The organism is Pseudoalteromonas sp. ABE4_541, from assembly GCF_056312285.1.
Genome location: NZ_JBSVEM010000006.1, coordinates 195909 through 214722, shown reverse-complemented (window position 1 = coordinate 214722; position 18814 = coordinate 195909). Strand labels below are relative to the sequence as shown.

Sequence of the window (18814 nt, the reverse complement as noted above, 5' to 3'; positions counted from 1 at the left end):
ATGATATCGACCCTGCTCACTGCTAGTGTTGAGAAAGTACTCAATGCACTATTGGCGTTTGAACCTGAGCTAAAGTTGGCTTTGGGCTCAGTACAACACAAAGTTTTAGCAATTGAGATCCGAGACTGGCAGCAGACTTATGCGCTGACCTATACCGGACAAAGTTTCATTGTGTTTAGCCACTACCAAGAGCAGGCTGATTGCAAAATAAGCACTAGCATCAACACATTGAGTGAGCTAAAAGATCCAAGCCAGCTCACTCGGCTGATCCGCCAAGAGGCGCTGGACTTAGATGGCGACCTTCATCTAGCACAAAAATATGCTCAAGTATTTTCTGAGCTCAGTATTGACTGGGCCGAGCATCTATCACGTTACCTTGGTGATGCTGTGGCGCAACAACTCGTTCAACATGTTCGAGCAGCCAAAAATAAAAGTAAGCATGTGACGCGAACGATCAGCGATACGACTCAAGGGCTTTTTCAGGATGAACTTAAAGTCACCATCCACCCATTAGAGTTAGAGCAGTTTAAGGCGCACACTCGGCAGCTCAAGCAGCAAACCGCACATTTAGAACAACGTATTAATCAATTACTTTCTCGCTAAGGAATCCAGTTTGGCTTTTGCTCGATTACATCATATCACTCGCACTTTACTTAGTTATGGACTAGATGAGTTTATTCCATCGCATAAGCGCCCTTGGTATGCTCGCGTTGCCAGAAGTAGCCTTTTTTGGATGGCCAACAAGCATGCAGACAAACCATTAGGTGTACGTTTGCGCCTCGCGTTACAAAGCTTAGGCCCTGTATGGGTTAAGTTTGGTCAAATGCTCTCTACCCGACGTGACTTACTGCCGCAAGATATCGCTGAAGAACTCGCTTTATTGCAAGATAAAGTCGCCCCATTTGATGGTGTACAAGCACAAAAGCTGATTGAAGAGGCGTTAGAGATCAGCCATATCAGTGAACTGTTTAGCGAGTTTGATCAAGCGCCGTTAGCCTCAGCCTCCATTGCGCAGGTGCATACCGCGACATTGCACAACCGGGGCGTAGATCAAAAAGTCGTCATTAAGGTGATCCGCCCTGATATTGAAGCACAGATAAAAGCAGACTTGGCACTGATGGAAAGGTTTGCGCGTATGCTAGTCAGAGTCTTCAAACAAAGCCGTAGATTACGACCCGTTGAAGTCGTACGTGAGTATAAAAAAACGCTGCTTGATGAACTCGATTTAATGCGCGAAGCTGCTAATGCAATTCAATTAAAACGCAACTTTACGGATTCCGAATCGTTATATATTCCTGAAGTTTATAGTGACCACTCCCGTAAAAATGTTTTGGTGATGGAGCGCATCTACGGCATTCCAGTATCGGATACCGATGAACTACTTAAGCAAGGCACTAACATGAAGTTATTGGCTGAGCGCGGCGTTGAAGTGTTCTTCACGCAAGTATTTAGAGATAGCTTCTTCCATGCAGATATGCATCCGGGCAATATTTTTGTCTCCCGTGAAAACCTTAAAAACCCGCAATACATCGGCATTGACTGTGGCATTGTGGGTACACTCAACAAAGAAGATAAACGCTATTTAGCAGAAAACTTCATTGCCTTTTTTAATCGTGACTATCGCCAAGTCGCACAACTGCACGTTGATTCAGGTTGGGTACCAGCCGACACCTGTGTCGAAGAGTTTGAGTTTGCAATACGCACAGTGTGCGAGCCTATTTTCAATAAACCTTTGGCGGAGATCTCATTTGGCCATGTGCTGGTCAACCTATTTAATACGGCTAGACGCTTCAATATGGAAGTACAGCCGCAATTGGTGCTTTTACAAAAAACACTGCTTTACGTTGAAGGGTTAGGTCGACAGCTGTACCCACAATTAGACTTGTGGCAAACAGCAAAACCATTTTTGGAGCAATGGGTTAAAGATCAAGTTGGACCTTGGTCAGTGTTAAAACAAATGTACGCCAATTTACCATTTTGGGCTGAAAAAATGCCTGAATTACCCGACCTAGTATATCAAAATTTGAAGCGCAACAATCGACAACAACTAGTAACACCGCCAAAGAGCAATGGTAAATCAGTCTTACTGGGCATGCTTTCCTGCACAGCCCTGATCTGTGCTAGCCTGACTTACGTTGCACAGCAGTGGCTACTCAGTGGTATTGCACTCGCATGCAGCGTGGTGATATTTGTTGGCGCGTGGCGCAAAATAGGGTGATATTTTGCTCACTGGGCGTATAATCACAACAGTTAAAGAAATTTCTCGAATTTAAGGAGTCACCATGGGCTTAGGTGGGATCAGTATTTGGCAGTTACTCATTATTCTTGCCATCATTGTTTTGTTATTTGGAACCAAAAAGCTACGTGGTATTGGCAGCGATCTTGGTGGTGCCGTAAAGGGCTTTAAAAAAGCGATGTCAGACGAAGAAAAGTCAAAAGAGCAAATTACCGAGCAAGTCTCCGAACAAAGTAAAGTTGAGCAAGAAAAAAAAGATAAGGTATAAGCCATGGGGATGTGGGAGCTAGTGGTTGTACTGGTCGTCGGTTTGATTGTGCTAGGACCAGAGCGTCTTCCCGTTGCTATTCGCACTGTTAGCCGTTGGGTGAACACCATTAAATCAGTCGCGAACTCAGTGAAAGCTGAGGTCAGTGAAGAGCTGCGCGTACATGAGCTACATAGCAATCTCAAAAAAGCTGAAGAGCAAAATATGCAAGGTTTGTCGGGTGACTTACAACAGTCTGTCGATGAGTTAAAAAAAGCGGCTGAATCGGTTAAACACAGCTATAAGAATGCCCCCACACGGTCTAAAGACAGTGACTAAAACGAAGAAGTAAGAGTTACCTATGTCACATGCTCAACAAAGCGGTTTTATCAGTCATTTAATTGAGCTTCGCAACCGGCTTATGAAAGCCTTGCTCAGCGTACTAATAATATTTCTCGCTCTGGTATATTTCGCCAACGACATATATAGTTTCGTTGCGGCACCTTTAGTCGCACACTTACCAGAACAAAGCACCATGATAGCCACAGACGTCACTGCGCCTTTCTTCGCGCCTTTTAAGCTGACACTGTTTGTGGCTCTATTCGCTGCGGTTCCTATGATTTTACATCAGGTTTGGAGCTTTATCGCACCTGGCCTGTACCAACACGAAAAGCGCATGCTTATCCCTATCCTGTGCTCTAGCATTTTACTTTTTTATGCAGGTATTGCCTTTTGCTATTTTGTTGTGCTGCCGATCGTGTTAGGTTTTTTCACCAGTGTTGGACCACAGATGATGACACTCTCTCCAGACATCAGCAGCTATTTAGGGTTTACGCTCAAGATGTTCTTTGCGTTTGGTGTTGCATTTGAAATCCCCGTTGCCATTATGCTGTTATGTTGGAGTGGCGTGACATCCACTCAAAGTTTAAAAGAAAAACGCCCTTACATGGTCGTTGGCGCATTTGTAGTCGCTATGTTCTTAACACCACCCGATGTGTTATCACAGACCCTGCTGGCGCTCCCTATGCTTGCATTGTTTGAGCTCGGGCTCATTTTGGCTAAATTTTATAAAAAAGAATCAAAAAAACAGGAATTACAAGAATGAAAACTGTCGCATTGTTCAGCCTTTTACTTGCCTCTAGTTCGGCATTTGCACAATCCGTTAATCTTCAAGCCCTAGAAGCTTGTACCTTAATTGAAAAAGATTTTAATCGCCTACTCTGCTTTGATAAAGTCATGGCAAACCAACCAATTAGCGCCAGAGAATTCGTTGCACCTAAACAAACTACATCACAACCTACTTCGCAGCCCGTTTTATCTCAAGAAGACAAGTTTGGAATGACGGCTCGGCTAATTGAAAAGAAAACAGAGCAAGTGCAAATGGATGAGATCCAAGCGGTTGTGACACACGTTGATAAGTCTCCTCTTGGCAGTCGTAAATTTAAGCTTGATAATAACCAAAGATGGAATCAAATTGGCTCGGACACGTTTTATGCGAAAGAAGGCGATAAAGTCGAAATTCGTCGCGGTACACTCGGCTCATTTTTAATGAAAAAAGTGGGCTCTAACCGCAGCATTCGGGTAAAGCGAGTAGACTAATGTCTGGCCAATATATCGATGCGGGCGTCAACCTCACGAGTTCTCAATTCGACGATATTCGCGACGATATAGTATCGAGCGCCAAGCTAGCGGGTGTAACTGATATGCTGCTTATCGGCAGTAATATCGAAGACTCTACGCAAAGCTTGTCGCTTGCACAAAAGTATGGTTTATATAGCACGGCTGGGATCCATCCTCACGATGCTAAAAGTGCAACAGATAACTTTCTCAGTGATATTGAAAAATTGCTGACACACGATCAAGTCGTCGCAGTCGGTGAATGTGGCCTCGACTTTAATCGTGATTTTTCCCCAAGGCCTCAGCAACTAGACGTACTCAATGAACAACTAAAACTTGCTGAGCGGCTTAATAAACCCGTTTATTTACACGAACGCGAAGCCTTCGAAGCGATGCAAAAAAAGCTCAACAATGCGTCGGTACGAGGGGTTTTACACTGTTTTACAGGCGACCAAACCGCGCTTGAATTCTATTTGGATTACGGCCTAATGATTGGTATTACGGGCTGGGTGTGTGATGAAAGACGTGGAGAACAATTACAGCAACTCGTGCCACAGATCCCCGATGATAGGCTGTTAATAGAAACGGATGCGCCCTATCTGCTACCTCGTACTTTACAACCCAAACCTAAATCTCGCCGTAACGAGCCTGCATTTATTCGGGCGGTTGTAAAACAAATAGCGCTGTTGCGTGGCCAAACAGAAGAACATGTCGCCACTATCAGTGCTAATAATTTTAAACGTCTCTTTTTAAAGGGTTAAAAAGTGACTATGCCTCGTTTAAGTCTATTTATCATGCTCAGCTTGCTGGTATTGTTTCCAGCTCGAGCAATAGAAATCGATGCACAGTTCAATAAACAACTCACCTTACCGTTTGATTTCAGTATCAATAACAGCAAAACACCCACTGAATTACTAGAGAGCGCCCCCAATTGGCAGCCAGTTACGAATGGTTTTTTACAACTAAAGCAAGTAAATCAAACCGTTTGGTTACGAGTCAGCTTGTCAAATAGTACTGAGCAAGCCTTACCACTTCTGATAAATATCAATAATAACCAACTCGATAATGTCGCTGCATTTGTACCTCAGGACAATCGTTCGCTGTTAGCAGAGCATAGCTCAATGCCCATTTTACATGAAGCTCAGCTCATTCCGATTAAGCTTGCATCAAAAGCAAATAGCGTTATCTACATTAGAATTCGAAACAGCAAACCGACTTACCTTCCGCTGAGCTTATGGCACCCGATTGAATATTTAAAGTACACCAGCAAATTCAACTTGCTATATGGCATATTAGCTGGCTTTATTTTGGCCATGGTACTGACCAATGCCGCCATGTATTCCTTTACGCGAAAACAATATTTTCTCTTTGGCGGCCTAACAATCGCTTTTATTTGGCTGCTTAACGTTCATTTATATGGCTTCAGCCACCGCTATTTATACGGTGATTGGCAATGGATGAAGCAGTTTGGTCAAGCACTATTCTTACTGATCTCGACTTGGTTGTTTGCACCATTATTAAAAATGTTACTGGTGCCAAAAGTTGCACAACGCAGCCAAAAAATGCTCACTTGGCTATGGCAAATCGGACTATTCGTAACGATTTCGCTTTGCTTTGCCCCATACAATGTCGCCTTGTCTATCGCTTATAGTTACAGCCTCATTCTCACGTTATGTTTTCTGTTTATATCTGCACGCGCGTGGAAATTAAACACCTCTTCTCACAAAGCATTCTTGCTCATGTTTGTCATGCAACTACTGGCTTTGAGCTACCAAAGTGCGTTTGAGTTAGGTCTGTTATCGGATGCATTACTAGATAGGCCCTTAACCTATCTGTGCTACTTACTGATCAGTATGACATTAAGCTACGCACTCGCACGGCAATACATCCAAGAGCGCGATGACAAAATAAAAGCACAACAAGCACGCTTAGCACAGACAAGAGCGGAAGACGCACTCTTAAAAGAACGGCTACTTTTACAAGCCCAAGCCCAAGAAGAACTCGAAAGCAGTATCGATGAGCGCACGTTTGAGCTGGAAGTCACATTACGTGAATTGGAAGAGAAAAACCGAGAGTTAGAAAAGCTCAACATGGAAGATCCACTCACCAAAGTTAAGAATCGACGCTACTTCGATAAACGGATCATGATGGAAGTGCGTCGCTCTCGCCGAGAACAAACCACGCTCAGTGTGGTGATGCTTGATATCGACCATTTTAAACAGATTAATGATAATTATGGTCACCTTGTTGGTGACCAAGCAATTTGTGCTGTCGCGAAAGTCATTGAACAGCACTTAAAACGTCCATTCGATGAAGTATTCCGCTATGGCGGGGAAGAATTCGTACTGTTACTTCCTAATACAGATCAAACGGGTGCTATCGACTTAGCAGAGCGAATTCGTCAATCATTGGACGGCACTGTGTTTGACTTTGGTGGCGTAGCAGTGAACATGACGCTCAGTGCTGGTGTCCATAGCGCGATTGCCAGCAACAGTAAAAACCCAACCATTTATACCGACCTCGCCGATAAAGCTTTGTATCAAGCAAAACAGCAAGGCAGAAATCGCGTAATTGCCTATCAAGAATCTTAGGAGAATAATGTGGCTCAATCAGGATTAGATTTATTTCCTTACACACGGATGCGTAGAATGCGCCGTGATGACTTTTCAAGACGTCTAATGAGCGAGAATCAGCTTTCGGTTAATGACTTGATCTTTCCTGTATTCGTATTAGAAGGAAAGAATCGACGTGAAGCGATAGAGTCAATGCCAGGTATTGACCGTTTGTCGATTGATTTACTCCTCGAAGAAGCCGCACAACTTGTTGCGCTAGGCGTGCCTGCAATCGCAATTTTTCCCGTAACACCAAGCGACAAAAAGTCATTAGAAGCAGAAGAAGCTTATAACCCTGAAGGCCTGGCGCAGCGCACGGTACGCGCACTGAAAACTGAATTCCCTGAACTTGGCGTGATCACCGATGTCGCGCTAGACCCATTCACTGTACATGGTCAAGATGGCATAATCGATGATAATGGCTACGTGATTAATGATGTGACGACGGAGGTGTTGGTCAAACAAGCCCTATCACATGCACAAGCTGGCGCAGACATGGTTGCCCCTTCAGATATGATGGATGGTCGCATTGGTGCTATTCGCGAAGCGTTAGAAGCTGAAGGTCACATTCACACTCGCATTATGGCTTATTCCGCTAAATACGCCTCCAGTTACTATGGCCCATTCAGAGATGCCGTTGGCTCAGCGGGCAACTTAAAAGGTGCAGATAAGAAAACTTACCAAATGGACCCTGCAAACTCAGACGAAGCTTTACGCGAAGTCGCGCTCGATTTGCAAGAAGGCGCTGATATGGTCATGGTAAAACCAGGTATGCCATACTTAGACGTGGTTCGTCGCGTTAAAGACGAGTTCGGCGTGCCAACCTTTGCTTATCAAGTTAGTGGTGAGTATGCCATGCATAAGGCAGCCATCGACAACGGCTGGTTGGCTGAAAAGCCGGTTGTTATGGAATCCTTACTGGCATTCAAACGTGCTGGTGCCGATGGCATTCTAACTTACTTTGCTAAACAAGCAGCCATTTGGCTTAACGAAAAGTAGCCATATAAAAAATGCGCCGTGAAGGCGCATTTTTCATTTTGCTAATAACTTATCGCACGACAAACAAAGGTTATATTTATACGAATGGTTATTGGACTAATCACGGTAATAATACCACAAGTCCCCATTTAAAGTCCAAGATCCCTTGGTACATCCTACTATCAATTCAATATTATGTGCTCAGAGTGTATTGCACAAAAAACCCGCTCAATTGAGCGGGTTTTTTTAAGACTTAAAAGCGACTATTACTTAGCAGCTTTTTTCTCTTTTTCTGCAGCAATTACAGTGTCAGCAACGTTTTGCGGACATGGTGCGTAGTGTGCGAACTCCATAGAGAACTGACCACGACCTGAAGTAATTGTACGCAGGTGACCAATGTAACCGAACATTTCTGAAAGTGGTACTTCACCCTTAATACGAACGCCTGTAAGGCCCGCTTCTTGGTCTTTGATCATACCACGACGACGGTTAAGGTCACCGATTACGTCACCTACGTTGTCTTCTGGCGTGAACACGTCAACTTTCATGATTGGCTCAAGAAGTTGTGCACCCGCTTTAGGGATAGACTGACGGAATGCGCCTTTCGCTGCGATTTCGAACGCGATAGCTGATGAGTCAACTGCGTGGAAACCACCGTCGTAAAGTTCAACTTCAACGTCTAGTACAGGGAAGCCAGCTAGAACACCTTCTTCCATCATTGACTTGAAGCCTTTCTCAACTGCAGGCCAGAATTCTTTAGGTACGTTACCACCAACAACTGTTGAAGAGAACGTGAAGCCTGAGTTTGGCTCACCTGGCTTGATGCGGTAGTCGATCTTACCGAACTGACCAGAACCACCTGATTGTTTCTTATGCGTGTAGCTATCTTCAACTTCTTGCGTGATAGTTTCACGGTAAGCAACCTGAGGCTGACCAACGATTAGGTCTACGCCGTAAGTACGCTTAAGGATGTCTACCTTGATGTCTAGGTGTAATTCACCCATACCTTTAAGGATAGTTTCACCTGAATCTTCATCAGTCTCAACTTGGAATGACGGATCTTCTGCAACCATCTTACCGATAGCAATACCCATCTTCTCGTTACCGCCTTTATCTTTAGGCTGTACCGCGATTGAGATTACCGGCTCAGGGAAGATCATCGCTTCAAGTGTACACTCGTTCTTAGGATCACAAAGTGTGTGACCTGTTTGAACGTTCTTCATACCTACAACTGCGATGATGTCACCCGCTTGTGCTTCTGTAAGCTCGTTACGCTCGTCTGCTTGCATCTCAACCATACGGCCGATACGCTCAGTTTTACCTGTTGCAGAGTTAAGAACTGTGTCACCTTTTTTCATGCGACCAGAGTAGATACGGATGAAAGTAAGGGCACCGAAACGGTCATCCATGATCTTAAACGCAAGCGCTTTTAGTGGCTCATCAGCAGAAACTGTTGCTACATCACCAGTAGGCTCACCTGTTTCAGGATCAGTTAGCGGCTGAGGATCAACTTCAGTAGGTGCAGGTAGGTAATCAACAACTGCGTCAAGTACTAGTTGAACACCTTTGTTTTTGAACGCAGAACCACAGTAAGTTGGGAAGAACGCTAGATCACGAGTACCTTTACGGATACATGCTTTGATTTGCTCGATAGAAGGTACTTCACCTTCCATGTACGCTTCCATTAGATCGTCGTCTTGCTCTACCGCAGTTTCGATTAGCATTTCATGGTATTCTTCAACTTTGTCTACCATGTCTGCAGGAACGTCTTGTACTTCGTAGTTTTCAGGAAGACCTGAGTCATCCCAAACGTATGCTTTTTTAGTCAGTACGTCTACAACACCACAGAACTCGTCTTCGATACCGATAGGTAAAGTCATTACTAGTGGGTTAGCTGCAAGTACGTTTTTAACTTGACCTACTACGCGGTAGAAGTCAGCACCCATACGGTCTAGTTTGTTTACGAAGATAACACGTGCTACTTCTGATTCGTTCGCATAACGCCAGTTTGTTTCTGATTGTGGCTCAACACCACCTGAACCACAGAATACACCGATACCACCGTCAAGAACTTTTAATGAACGGTATACTTCAACTGTGAAGTCAACGTGTCCTGGAGTGTCGATAACGTTTAAACGGTGACCTTTCCACTCACACGTTACAGCAGCTGACTGGATTGTAATACCACGCTCAGCTTCCTGTTCCATGAAGTCAGTAGTAGACTCACCGTCGTGTACCTCACCAGTTTTGTGAATCTTACCTGTAAGCTTTAGGATACGCTCAGTGGTGGTAGTTTTACCCGCATCAACGTGCGCGAAAATACCAATGTTTCTGTACTTCGATAAATCTGCCATTGTTTTGCTCTATTTAAAGTAGAAAAATTATTCGGCGGGAGTATATCACCTCTTATTGCGAACATCATCCTTGATATCGCTTAAAATGCGCACAATTTGCGAAAAAGTTTTTATTCGTGGCGATAAGCAATAATCGCCCATCGAAAATCACAGGGGTATAAACATCATTTTATTAAAAGAGAGTAGTTACTTACCATTTTACTTAAAAAAGGGTAAACAGTCCCAAAATCACGGCCAACCCAATCAAAGGCACCACCACCGTTAGCATAGCCAACGGCCAATAAGCCGCCTGATGGGTTTCTTTGCAGATCGCTCGTACGGTAGTAACCACATAACCATTGTGCGGTAAGGTATCTAACGCCCCGGAGCTGATCGCCACGACACGGTGCAATTGGTTCGCGTCCACACCCAAGTCCATGTAATGTGGCGCGACGAGAGGTAATGCAATAGCTTGCCCACCAGAAGCCGAACCCGTTAAGCCCGCAATCACACTAATAGCGATCGCCGCGCCGAGTAGCTCATTGCCAGGAATTTGCGTCATCACTTCGACCGCACTTTGAAAAGCAGGCGTCACTTTTGCCACGGCACCAAACCCCACCACAGCAGCAGTGTTACCAATTGCGACCAAAGCCCCCGTAGTGCCTAAATTGACAGCCTGCTGTAGATTCACAAAATACTTAAAGTTCACGACTAAAATCGCTAAGACTCCACCCAGTAAAGCAACAATTAACGCGCTTTGCTGCAAGGCTTCGTGTAGGGTAAATGACAAGCCCAACACCACCAAAAGAGGTAATAAACCGGTGATCGGGTGCGGCAATGTACGTTTAAGTTCTTGCGGATCATCCGCTCGTACATCAAATACCTCACCATTGGCTTTAGCCTTGTTGATCATCCGCATCAGTAAGCCATAGCCCAAAATTGCCATCAAAATGGCCACCACTAAGCTTTCTTGCCAAGCAGCGTAAGGAGAAGTGCCTAGATACTTGATAGGGATCCAGTTTTGAATTTCTGGGGAACCTGCAGAGGTCATAGTAAAAGTCACCGAGCCAAAAGCAAGTGTGGCTGGAATAAAGCGCCGTGGTAAGTTCGCGTCTTTAAACAAACTCAGAGCCATTGGATAAACCGAGAAGGCCACTATAAACACACTCACGCCACCATAAGTTAATAATGCACAGGCTAACACCACAGCCAGTACCGCATACTTCATGCCTAACTTACCGACAATGTAATGTGCTACTGCATCTGCAGCGCCCGTGTCTTCCATAAATTTACCGAACAATGAGCCCAGCAAAAACATAAAAAACCAAGCTTGGATAAACCCACTGAAACCACTCATATAGCTAGTAATAAAATCCGTTTGCCCACTCATTGGAAAAATCATCACGCTACTGGTTAAAGCCACAAGCAAGGCACACAGAGGTGCCGAGAGAAAAAGATTGACACCTCTGAGTGTTAATACGATTAACAACGTGAGCGCACCAACAAGTCCAATCAAGCTAAGCATAGTATTCCTGTTTGTTATTTTTATATTGTGGTATCTCTTTAGAATTGAACAAAAAGACAGCAAATTCAAGCGTTAATCACCAGTTACTCATTTTCTTCCTAGCAATCTATTAGTACTGGACCAGGCTAAGCACAGGTATGGTTTTTTGTGATCAACATGCGCATTTTCAGTGTAAAGCAGAGCAAAAATGTGATGATTATTTCGACTACCACAACAGTAAATGCAAATGAAAATTAATATCAACTAAGTGTTGACACTCATATAAATCTAACTGATAATCAATCTCAACAAAGAGAGATTGACGGCTCACTTTGTTCGATAACTCATATTGTTTCTCGACCCTGAAACAAACGTGTGGCGCACGTAAACAGCCATTGGTTGAGCGTATTTGTAACAACGCCCCTTGATGCAAATACTTTCAACCGACTCACTATTTTACTTGCTACATTGCTCATATCGGTGACGGTAGATATGACACTAAAAAGCCCCTTGTGGGCTTTTTTTATTTGTCACTTTCCTTAAAAAATTAAATGAAAATTAATCGCATTTAGAGTTGACAGCCAACCATATCTAAATGATAATCAATATCAACAAAGCGAGATTGACGGCTCACTTTGTTCGATAATTCATATTGTTTCTCGACCCTGAAACAAACGTGTGGCGCACGTAAACAGCCATTGGTTGAGCGTATTTGTAACAACGCCCCTTGATGCGAATACTTTCAACCGACTCACTATTTTACTTGCTACATTGCTCATATCGGTGACGGTAGATATGACACGAAAAAGCCCCTTGTGGGCTTTTTTTATTTGTCACTCGCCTCAAAAAATTAAATGAAAATTAATCGCATTTAGAGTTGACAGCCAACCAAATCTAAATGATAATCAATATCAACAAAAGGATTTTGTTTTGTTACCCAAGTTTGTGTTATACGCTTGATATGATGTTGGTTTATATCAACATTCTGTTAAAGCAAACTTGCCACGCCTCGGACATGTTTGCTTTAACAACTCACTATTTTACTTGCTACATTGCTCATATCAGTGACGGTTGATATGAAACCAAAAAAAGCTCCTTGGGAGCTTTTTTTATGCCTAAAACAACCCGTTGTAATCGACTGTAATCGACTATAAATTCAACACCGTGTAGCATAGTGAACCACAGCGCCCGAATAAAAATAACTATTCATGATCCACGCACGACGTCGTATCAACATTACTTTGGCCTTATTACTTTTAACAGGCTTTACTTTCACGAGTTGGTTTAGCTTTTATATGGCACATAATTCGCTCAGCGAAGGATTAATTGATGATGCGCTGCCGCTCACCAGCCATTTAATTAGTACCGACCTGCAAAAACAGTTGCAAGGCCCAATTTATGTGGCACGGAGTATGGCGCAAAATCACTTCGTGCACCTTTGGCTTAAAGACAGTCATGCAAATAGCAGTGAACTTTTCGCTTTTTTAAAAAAAACCAAAGAATTATTTCAAAGCCAAACCAGCTTTTTAGTTGATCATAAAAATAAGCTTTATTACCACTATGATGGACGTACTAGAAAATTGGATACGCGCTCACAAGATGCGACTTGGTATAACGAAGCCATCGCACAACCAGACCTCGACTATGTATTGAATGTCGATCTCATGCCAATCGATAATTTTAAAGCGATTGTTTATGTAAATCACAAAATACTCGTTGACAATGAATTACTTGGGATCACCGGCGTTGGTATTCAATTAGCTGATTTACAAACACTGATCACCAACTATGAACGCCTCTACAAACGCAAAGTTTATTTTGCGAATCATCAAGGGCAACTCATCTTTTACAACCATTCTTTGCTGCCCAACCGTACACTCGCATCTGAGTTTGCTGACAATAGCCACGCCATTTTGCAAAACGATAACTATAAATTCTCTATATCGCGAGATGGTGAAAAACGTTTAGTTAATAGTCGATATATTCCAGAGCTTGGTTGGTTTCTGATGGTTGAGCAAACCTTTACCACAGAAAACAAATTGACTGATGCGCTGATTGCCAATTTATTACTCGGTGCGCTGATCACCATCTGTATACTCAGTATTGCCCATTTGACCTTTAACCAATATCAAACCCGTTTAGAAACACTCGCTCATACCGATAAGTTGTGCAATGTGTTGAACCGCCAAGCATTCGAGCCGCAACTACAAAAGCAATTAGGTCGAGCCAAATTTGGTCGCGTTCCATTGAGCATCCTGTTGCTCGATATCGACCACTTTAAGCAGGTAAACGACCAATATGGCCACTTAGTGGGTGATGAAGTACTCAAGCATTTTGCACAGCTATGTAAAACAGTGGCACACAGTAGTCATTTTATCTGTCGCTGGGGTGGTGAAGAGTTCGTGATTTTAATGCCCGATGCACACGTCAAACAAGCAGAGCAACTGAGTGAGCGACTGCGTGAAAAACTCGCCTCAAGCCATTGTGAAGTCTCCATCACCATCAGTGTTGGTGTAGCACAATACAGATATAATGAAACGGAAGATGAATTTCTAAAACGCGCCGATGATGCCCTGTATCGAGCTAAAAAGTTAGGCCGAGACAGGGTTGAGCTGGCTGCTTAAGCGGCAAGTATTATCGTCTATTTTTACGTGCACGAGCACGCCGCTGACGCTTTTCTTCCTCTTTCGCCGCTTTTTTCGCTTCGGCTTCGGCCCGTAATTGCGCTACCATCACTTCTTCTTCTTCGCGCATTTGCGGGGTTTCCATGGTAATTCGGCCAATTACCGCATCGCGTAATTCGTTGATCAGGATCTCTGACATCTTGTGCGTATCAACCTGATTACCACCACGAATACAGCCTCGTTTGCGACCGGCCATTTCCACAAATTCCCAATCTTGTTCAGGGAGTTCATCAAGCTTGTAACGCGCTTTAAGTAGGTCAGGGTAAGCCGCTAGTAAATATTCTGCGGTATAACTGGCCACTTCTTCGTAATCAATGGCCGTATCTCGTATCGCCCCCGTTGCAGCGAGTCGATAGCCCGAGTTTTCGTTCTCCACTTTCGGCCATAACATACCCGGCGTGTCGTACAGCATAATGCCATCTTCTAACTTGATGCGTTGCTGCGCTTTAGTCACCGCTGGCTCGTTACCCGTCTTAGCGACAATGCGCCCCGCCAATGTATTGATCAACGTCGACTTGCCCACATTGGGAATGCCCATGATCATGGCTTTAAGTTGTTTGTCGGCACCGACTTTATGAGGGGCTAACTTCTTGCATAACTCATTGATTTTGTGCACTTCAGCCGCTTTATCATGACCAAAAGCGATGGCTTTAACGCCACTGTCTTGTTCAAAATAAGTCATCCACTGTTGGGTCAAGTTTGGGTCAGCCAAGTCAGCTTTATTTAAGATTTTGATCACCGGCTTATCACCACGCAGTGCCGATACCATAGGGTTTTCACTGCTATATGGGATACGTGCATCCAGCACTTCAATAATGACATCCATCTGCGGCATAATTTCTTTAATTTCATTGCGCGCTTTGTTCATATGCCCAGGAAACCACTGGATACCTGCTCTACTCATTTGTTTTATAAACCTTTACTGTACGAAGTATGCCTTTGGGGGAGTCAAGCGGTATAAAAATACCCAAGCCCACAGCACTTCAATATGATGGCTTTGCCGTTAATCGTTCAAGTTTACTACAAAAGTAAAGATTGATGAATCGCTTAGCTCATCAGGTACTGCGCACGTGTGATAGACTTTATAACTCGGCACTTTTGCAATGCAGTTTGCACAACATTTATAAGCTCTCATATAAGTGAATATGACAATCAAACCCCTTATCAAGGCTTAATCATTTCCTCTACCGGATAGTAAGCGGCTCGAAATTGCTGCGGCTTGCCACCTTGGCCTGTAGTCTGGATATAAACATTTGGGGTTTCAGCTACTTTTCTCACGGTAATTTAAGGTTTTATAATACAGTCACCTGATAAATAGAGGGAAACATTAAACCCTGCTTGCATTTGTTGTGGTTTACCGCTTTGATCTGTGACACCAGTTGTGCCCCCCGCGACTTCTTTAGCTTGTTTATGAGTCAAAACTTTAAGACGCCTAACTGCTTATTGCCTTATTGTTAATTGTGCATTCACTAAATTGTGCTAATAAGGTAGGAAAACTCAATGAGTTAACCGTTCTTTTGCTCTTTTAAGTACCCGCGAGTTCAAGCCGAAGTGCACCACCTGCCACTTTACTCACTTCCTTTGTTGATAATCTTTTTACTGATACTTTCATGAACTAACCTCACAATATTTGGGGTTTCACCTATTTTGTCATGGTAATTTCAGGTTTTATAATACACTCACCTGATAAATAAAGGGAAACATTAAACCCTGCTTGCATTTGTTGTGGATTGCCGCCTTGATCTGAGCTGCCTGAAGTGCCCCCCGCGACTTCTTTAGCTTGTTTGTGAGTCAAAATTTTAAGACGCCTAACTGCCAGTTTCATATTTATTGCCCTATTATCAATTGTGCATTCACTACATTGTGCTGATACGGTAGCCAAAATCAATTGTTTAACCGCTCTTTTGTTCTTTTATACGCAAGAGCCAAACCGTCAAGGCTCATAGAAGTGAGGCCTAAAACAAGTAAAAAAACGAGGAACAGCTTAAGGTACGGGTAAGCATAATATACATAGGTGATACTCATTAAGTCAGGGTTAGGTTCGATAGGGAACCATTTAGAACTAAAGAACTCAGGGTGCCTGATTAAATGCTCGATACACAGCAGCGCATTAATAAAAATTGAACAAATTACAACTTGTCTTAACCTATATTCTTGCTTTGTAACGCCTATATCCATCAATATTTTTGCAAAATAATTTTTTTCATTATGAATGCCAAGCAAATTGGCAATTTTAGCGCAAATAAACAATCGGTAAGTCAACAATAGTACTAATACTCCATCAAGAATGGAGTAGGCAATTTGCCTCGTTATTAACTCTTGTGGGAGGAACACTCTGAGTACAAAATTATCTACAGTCCACCAGATAAAAAACGACCCTGCTATCCACACTCTATGTGGATCTTTGTAGTTAAAGATAAAAAGCGCAAATAATATTGTATAAAAAGCAGGCGCTATGATGCTCGCAAGCTCATTGGAGCTTTTGACAAAATTGAACAGTGAAAAAAGAATATCCATTAATTTTCATCTCTGATTTTTTCTTGGAAAAGGGCAACCAGCCTTTTCTTTAGACCGGCAGGCAAGCTCATGAAAAGATTAATAAGTTGAGAAATGGTATGCTCATTCGTTAGAAAAGAAGCACCTTGCCTTTTATAAATACTCTGCATTATAAAGTATTCGGGCAGATCGGGGGAGTTGGTTAACTCAATGTTTTCCCACGCCCTGACTGTTCTGACATCCACGCCAACTAAAGCGGCCCAGTCTTGCTCAGAGTAGCCTAATTCTTCGCGCATAAGCCTTACTTCGTTTGCAGAGCGTCTAGTCATGTCATTCGGTGACTTAGGCAACTTACGCAAATTCTCTCCCTATTCGCACAATCGTAGTAATGTAATAAATCAATTATAAATGTAAAAAATATGAGAAAAAACCGCTTTGTTAACATCTCGGAATTTTTTTTCCTTTTCGCTCTGCTATATTTTTTCGCGAAGCACCTTTAGAGCTAATTTTATATTTTTAACAATATCTTGCCTAACAAAAGTAGTGAACGAGATAAGGAGCAAACCTCCATTTCATTGTGGCTATAAACACAGAATGACGATTGGCTAGTTGTTATTTATCTATACCCGCACAGAAATATACAACATTTAGTTCACAAAAACATGGCAAGCATAACAAGACGAGAGGAAACACTATGGATGGTACTAATTTATTACACGGCGTCAATGCCACTATCAAACCGGTGAGAGGTTTTCAAAACACTTTTATTTATCAAAAATACAAGCAAGCGGTTTATATAAAGCATGTATTTGCCAATAAGGTAAGCAACCACCTTAAACCTAATATGAACGCACAAGATATCGACTTAATACGCCAGCTTGATGTGTTACACCTACGTTGCTTCGTCTTAGTCCATTTGAAAAGTCAAAATAGTAGCAGGTATGATTTAGTGCTTTTTTTAGACGATTATGAGGCAATACAAGGATTATCTGGTGAACTAGTAAGGCAACGAGCCATGCCACTCAATCAAGCGGTTAATTTAGTTAACACTATTTTGCTATAGGGAGATGTGCATGAAACATAATACCGCGCGCAGAAAAGTCCTGATAGAGCAATTTAAAAGCGAATTGCAAATCATGATCCGCACACTTAGAAAAGAAAAGGGCCTTACACAAAAGCAACTTGCCACGCTATTGGGGGTTGATCAAGCGACTATCAGCAACTTTGAAAGCGGAAAAACAGTGATGAACTTAATTCAAGCCTATGAAATATATTTAATATTTGGCAAAGAATATACCAACCCAGCCCTGACAATGCCGTTAAGCACCCGTAACAACCAGTTGTTAGTGAACCATCCTCTTTCAGATCCGATATACTAATAAACACGCTCGATAACATAGTCACCATGATCTGCATACTCTTTTCAAACTGTTGTGTAGATCATGTTTGGCTATGGCATGTCACACTCTAATTCATATTTTTTACACGCCAATATTTATAAATTCCCGAATTGATAAATTAAATTGCGTATACTAGCGGCATTAATTATCAGGGTTACATATTCATATGGCGTTAAAGTCCACTATTATAAAAACACATCTATCACTGAGTGATATGGATAGACATGTTTATCAAGATATTTCCGCAACGGTTGCACAGCACCCGTCGGAAAATGAACATCGATTAATGATCCGATTGCTGGCCTATGCTTTGCAATATCAGGAACAGTTGGAATTCACCAAGGGTCTGTGTGCCGATGATGAGCCAGAGATTTGGGTGAAAAACTATAGTGATGAAATTGAGCTTTGGGTTGAGCTGGGCTTACCCGATGAAAAGCGACTAAAAAAAGCCTGCAATAAAGCCAAACAAGTCGTGCTGTATGCCTATGGCGAAAATACGCAAACTATGTGGTGGCAAAAAAACCAATCTAAGTTGGCAGGTTATAACAATTTGTCAGTAATAAGCCTGCCTTTCTCTGCTACTGAGCAGTTAGCAACGATGGCGGCTCGCTCTATTTCACTGACCATTACCGTGCAAGACTCGGAAATTTGGGTCAGCAATGAGCAGCAAAGCGTACACTTAGTACCAGCAGTTTTAAAGTAAGGAC

General features: G+C 42.8%; 20 protein-coding genes. 14 read left to right on the top strand and 6 right to left on the bottom strand.

Annotated features, from left to right (window positions below):
- The 10 genes from ACW689_RS08290 to ACW689_RS08245 all read left to right on the top strand — a co-directional run bounded on the left by ACW689_RS08290 (position 1) and on the right by ACW689_RS08245 (position 7926).
- Entirely contained in the window at positions 1–603 is a 603-nt protein-coding gene (locus ACW689_RS08290) for a ubiquinone biosynthesis accessory factor UbiJ (RefSeq protein ID WP_476290229.1), read from the top strand.
- Between the two features lie 10 nt (positions 604–613).
- Positions 614–2218, top strand: coding sequence for a ubiquinone biosynthesis regulatory protein kinase UbiB (ubiB, locus tag ACW689_RS08285; RefSeq protein WP_476290227.1), 1605 nt, complete (start codon positions 614–616; stop codon positions 2216–2218).
- 64 nt (positions 2219–2282) lie between these two features.
- Positions 2283–2504 carry a Sec-independent protein translocase subunit TatA gene (tatA, locus tag ACW689_RS08280; RefSeq protein WP_476290225.1) on the top strand — a complete coding sequence of 74 codons (222 nt, stop codon included), beginning with the start codon at positions 2283–2285 and terminating at the stop codon, positions 2502–2504.
- Between the two features lie 3 nt (positions 2505–2507).
- Positions 2508–2822 (top strand): Sec-independent protein translocase protein TatB, encoded by a 315-nt coding sequence (tatB, locus tag ACW689_RS08275; protein ID WP_476290223.1) that lies wholly within the window; start codon positions 2508–2510, stop codon positions 2820–2822.
- A gap of 22 nt (positions 2823–2844) precedes the next feature.
- Positions 2845–3588, top strand: coding sequence for a twin-arginine translocase subunit TatC (gene tatC / locus ACW689_RS08270; RefSeq protein WP_476290221.1), 744 nt, complete (start codon positions 2845–2847; stop codon positions 3586–3588).
- Positions 3585–4082, top strand: coding sequence for a hypothetical protein (locus ACW689_RS08265; RefSeq protein ID WP_476290219.1), 498 nt, complete (start codon positions 3585–3587; stop codon positions 4080–4082). The genes tatC and ACW689_RS08265 overlap by 4 nt, the downstream gene beginning before the upstream one ends.
- The gene (locus ACW689_RS08260) at positions 4082–4861 is read left to right on the top strand and encodes a TatD family hydrolase (RefSeq protein WP_476290217.1); all 780 of its coding nucleotides are present in this window, start codon (positions 4082–4084) and stop codon (positions 4859–4861) included. Before ACW689_RS08265 ends, ACW689_RS08260 begins: the two co-directional genes overlap by 1 nt.
- A 9-nt stretch (positions 4862–4870) precedes the next feature.
- Positions 4871–6691: a sensor domain-containing diguanylate cyclase gene (locus ACW689_RS08255; RefSeq protein WP_476290279.1), complete on the top strand. Its 1821-nt coding sequence runs from the start codon at positions 4871–4873 to the stop codon at positions 6689–6691.
- Positions 6692–6700: 9 nt separating this feature from the next.
- A complete protein-coding gene (hemB, locus tag ACW689_RS08250) occupies positions 6701–7711 on the top strand; it encodes a porphobilinogen synthase (RefSeq protein WP_476290215.1) in 1011 nt (336 codons plus the stop codon).
- A gap of 11 nt (positions 7712–7722) precedes the next feature.
- Entirely contained in the window at positions 7723–7926 is a 204-nt protein-coding gene (locus ACW689_RS08245) for a hypothetical protein (RefSeq protein ID WP_476290213.1), read from the top strand.
- 30 nt (positions 7927–7956) lie between these two features.
- Here the strand turns inward: ACW689_RS08245 and fusA are convergent, their stop codons facing one another.
- Positions 7957–10044 (bottom strand): elongation factor G, encoded by a 2088-nt coding sequence (gene fusA, locus ACW689_RS08240; protein ID WP_476290211.1) that lies wholly within the window; start codon positions 10042–10044, stop codon positions 7957–7959.
- A 202-nt stretch (positions 10045–10246) separates the two neighbouring features.
- Positions 10247–11548, bottom strand: coding sequence for a GntP family permease (locus ACW689_RS08235; protein ID WP_476290209.1), 1302 nt, complete (start codon positions 11546–11548; stop codon positions 10247–10249).
- 1187 nt (positions 11549–12735) lie between these two features.
- Between ACW689_RS08235 and ACW689_RS08230 the strand changes: the two genes are divergently transcribed.
- Entirely contained in the window at positions 12736–14151 is a 1416-nt protein-coding gene (locus tag ACW689_RS08230) for a sensor domain-containing diguanylate cyclase (protein WP_476290207.1), read from the top strand.
- Between the two features lie 10 nt (positions 14152–14161).
- Here ACW689_RS08230 and ylqF read toward each other — a convergent pair whose 3' ends face one another.
- The 4 genes from ylqF to ACW689_RS08210 form a co-directional block, all read right to left on the bottom strand.
- Complete coding sequence (ylqF, locus tag ACW689_RS08225) at positions 14162–15115, bottom strand: ribosome biogenesis GTPase YlqF (protein ID WP_476290205.1); 954 nt, start codon at positions 15113–15115, stop codon at positions 14162–14164.
- A 738-nt stretch (positions 15116–15853) separates the two neighbouring features.
- The gene (locus ACW689_RS08220; protein WP_476290203.1) at positions 15854–16036 is read right to left on the bottom strand and encodes a hypothetical protein; all 183 of its coding nucleotides are present in this window, start codon (positions 16034–16036) and stop codon (positions 15854–15856) included.
- Positions 16037–16095: 59 nt separating this feature from the next.
- A complete protein-coding gene (locus ACW689_RS08215; protein ID WP_476290201.1) occupies positions 16096–16728 on the bottom strand; it encodes a hypothetical protein in 633 nt (210 codons plus the stop codon).
- Positions 16728–17066 carry a helix-turn-helix domain-containing protein gene (locus tag ACW689_RS08210; protein ID WP_476290199.1) on the bottom strand — a complete coding sequence of 113 codons (339 nt, stop codon included), beginning with the start codon at positions 17064–17066 and terminating at the stop codon, positions 16728–16730. The genes ACW689_RS08215 and ACW689_RS08210 overlap by 1 nt, the downstream gene beginning before the upstream one ends.
- A gap of 335 nt (positions 17067–17401) precedes the next feature.
- Between ACW689_RS08210 and ACW689_RS08205 the strand changes: the two genes are divergently transcribed.
- The 3 genes from ACW689_RS08205 to ACW689_RS08195 all read left to right on the top strand — a co-directional run bounded on the left by ACW689_RS08205 (position 17402) and on the right by ACW689_RS08195 (position 18810).
- On the top strand, positions 17402–17770 hold the full coding sequence (locus ACW689_RS08205) for a hypothetical protein (RefSeq protein ID WP_476290197.1): 369 nt from the start codon (positions 17402–17404) through the stop codon (positions 17768–17770).
- Positions 17771–17780: 10 nt separating this feature from the next.
- A complete protein-coding gene (locus tag ACW689_RS08200) occupies positions 17781–18086 on the top strand; it encodes a helix-turn-helix transcriptional regulator (protein WP_476290195.1) in 306 nt (101 codons plus the stop codon).
- Between the two features lie 187 nt (positions 18087–18273).
- The gene (locus tag ACW689_RS08195; protein WP_476290193.1) at positions 18274–18810 is read left to right on the top strand and encodes a YaeQ family protein; all 537 of its coding nucleotides are present in this window, start codon (positions 18274–18276) and stop codon (positions 18808–18810) included.
- Positions 18811–18814 lie beyond the last annotated feature (4 nt).

Bases quoted from the DNA above. Each gene is read 5' to 3' on its own strand.
- ACW689_RS08290 (WP_476290229.1), top strand. From the start codon at position 1: ATGATATCGACCCTGCTCACTGCTAGTGTTGAGAAAGTACTCAATGCA.
- tatA (WP_476290225.1), top strand. From the start codon at position 2,283: ATGGGCTTAGGTGGGATCAGTATTTGGCAGTTACTCATTATTCTTGCC.
- tatB (WP_476290223.1), top strand. From the start codon at position 2,508: ATGGGGATGTGGGAGCTAGTGGTTGTACTGGTCGTCGGTTTGATTGTG.
- tatC (WP_476290221.1), top strand. From the start codon at position 2,845: ATGTCACATGCTCAACAAAGCGGTTTTATCAGTCATTTAATTGAGCTT.
- ACW689_RS08265 (WP_476290219.1), top strand. From the start codon at position 3,585: ATGAAAACTGTCGCATTGTTCAGCCTTTTACTTGCCTCTAGTTCGGCA.
- ACW689_RS08260 (WP_476290217.1), top strand. From the start codon at position 4,082: ATGTCTGGCCAATATATCGATGCGGGCGTCAACCTCACGAGTTCTCAA.
- ACW689_RS08255 (WP_476290279.1), top strand. From the start codon at position 4,871: ATGCCTCGTTTAAGTCTATTTATCATGCTCAGCTTGCTGGTATTGTTT.
- ACW689_RS08245 (WP_476290213.1), top strand. From the start codon at position 7,723: ATGCGCCGTGAAGGCGCATTTTTCATTTTGCTAATAACTTATCGCACG.
- fusA (WP_476290211.1), bottom strand. From the start codon at position 10,044: ATGGCAGATTTATCGAAGTACAGAAACATTGGTATTTTCGCGCACGTT.
- ACW689_RS08235 (WP_476290209.1), bottom strand. From the start codon at position 11,548: ATGCTTAGCTTGATTGGACTTGTTGGTGCGCTCACGTTGTTAATCGTA.
- ACW689_RS08230 (WP_476290207.1), top strand. From the start codon at position 12,736: ATGATCCACGCACGACGTCGTATCAACATTACTTTGGCCTTATTACTT.
- ylqF (WP_476290205.1), bottom strand. From the start codon at position 15,115: ATGAGTAGAGCAGGTATCCAGTGGTTTCCTGGGCATATGAACAAAGCG.
- ACW689_RS08220 (WP_476290203.1), bottom strand. From the start codon at position 16,036: ATGAAACTGGCAGTTAGGCGTCTTAAAATTTTGACTCACAAACAAGCT.
- ACW689_RS08215 (WP_476290201.1), bottom strand. From the start codon at position 16,728: ATGGATATTCTTTTTTCACTGTTCAATTTTGTCAAAAGCTCCAATGAG.
- ACW689_RS08205 (WP_476290197.1), top strand. From the start codon at position 17,402: ATGGATGGTACTAATTTATTACACGGCGTCAATGCCACTATCAAACCG.
- ACW689_RS08200 (WP_476290195.1), top strand. From the start codon at position 17,781: ATGAAACATAATACCGCGCGCAGAAAAGTCCTGATAGAGCAATTTAAA.
- ACW689_RS08195 (WP_476290193.1), top strand. From the start codon at position 18,274: ATGGCGTTAAAGTCCACTATTATAAAAACACATCTATCACTGAGTGAT.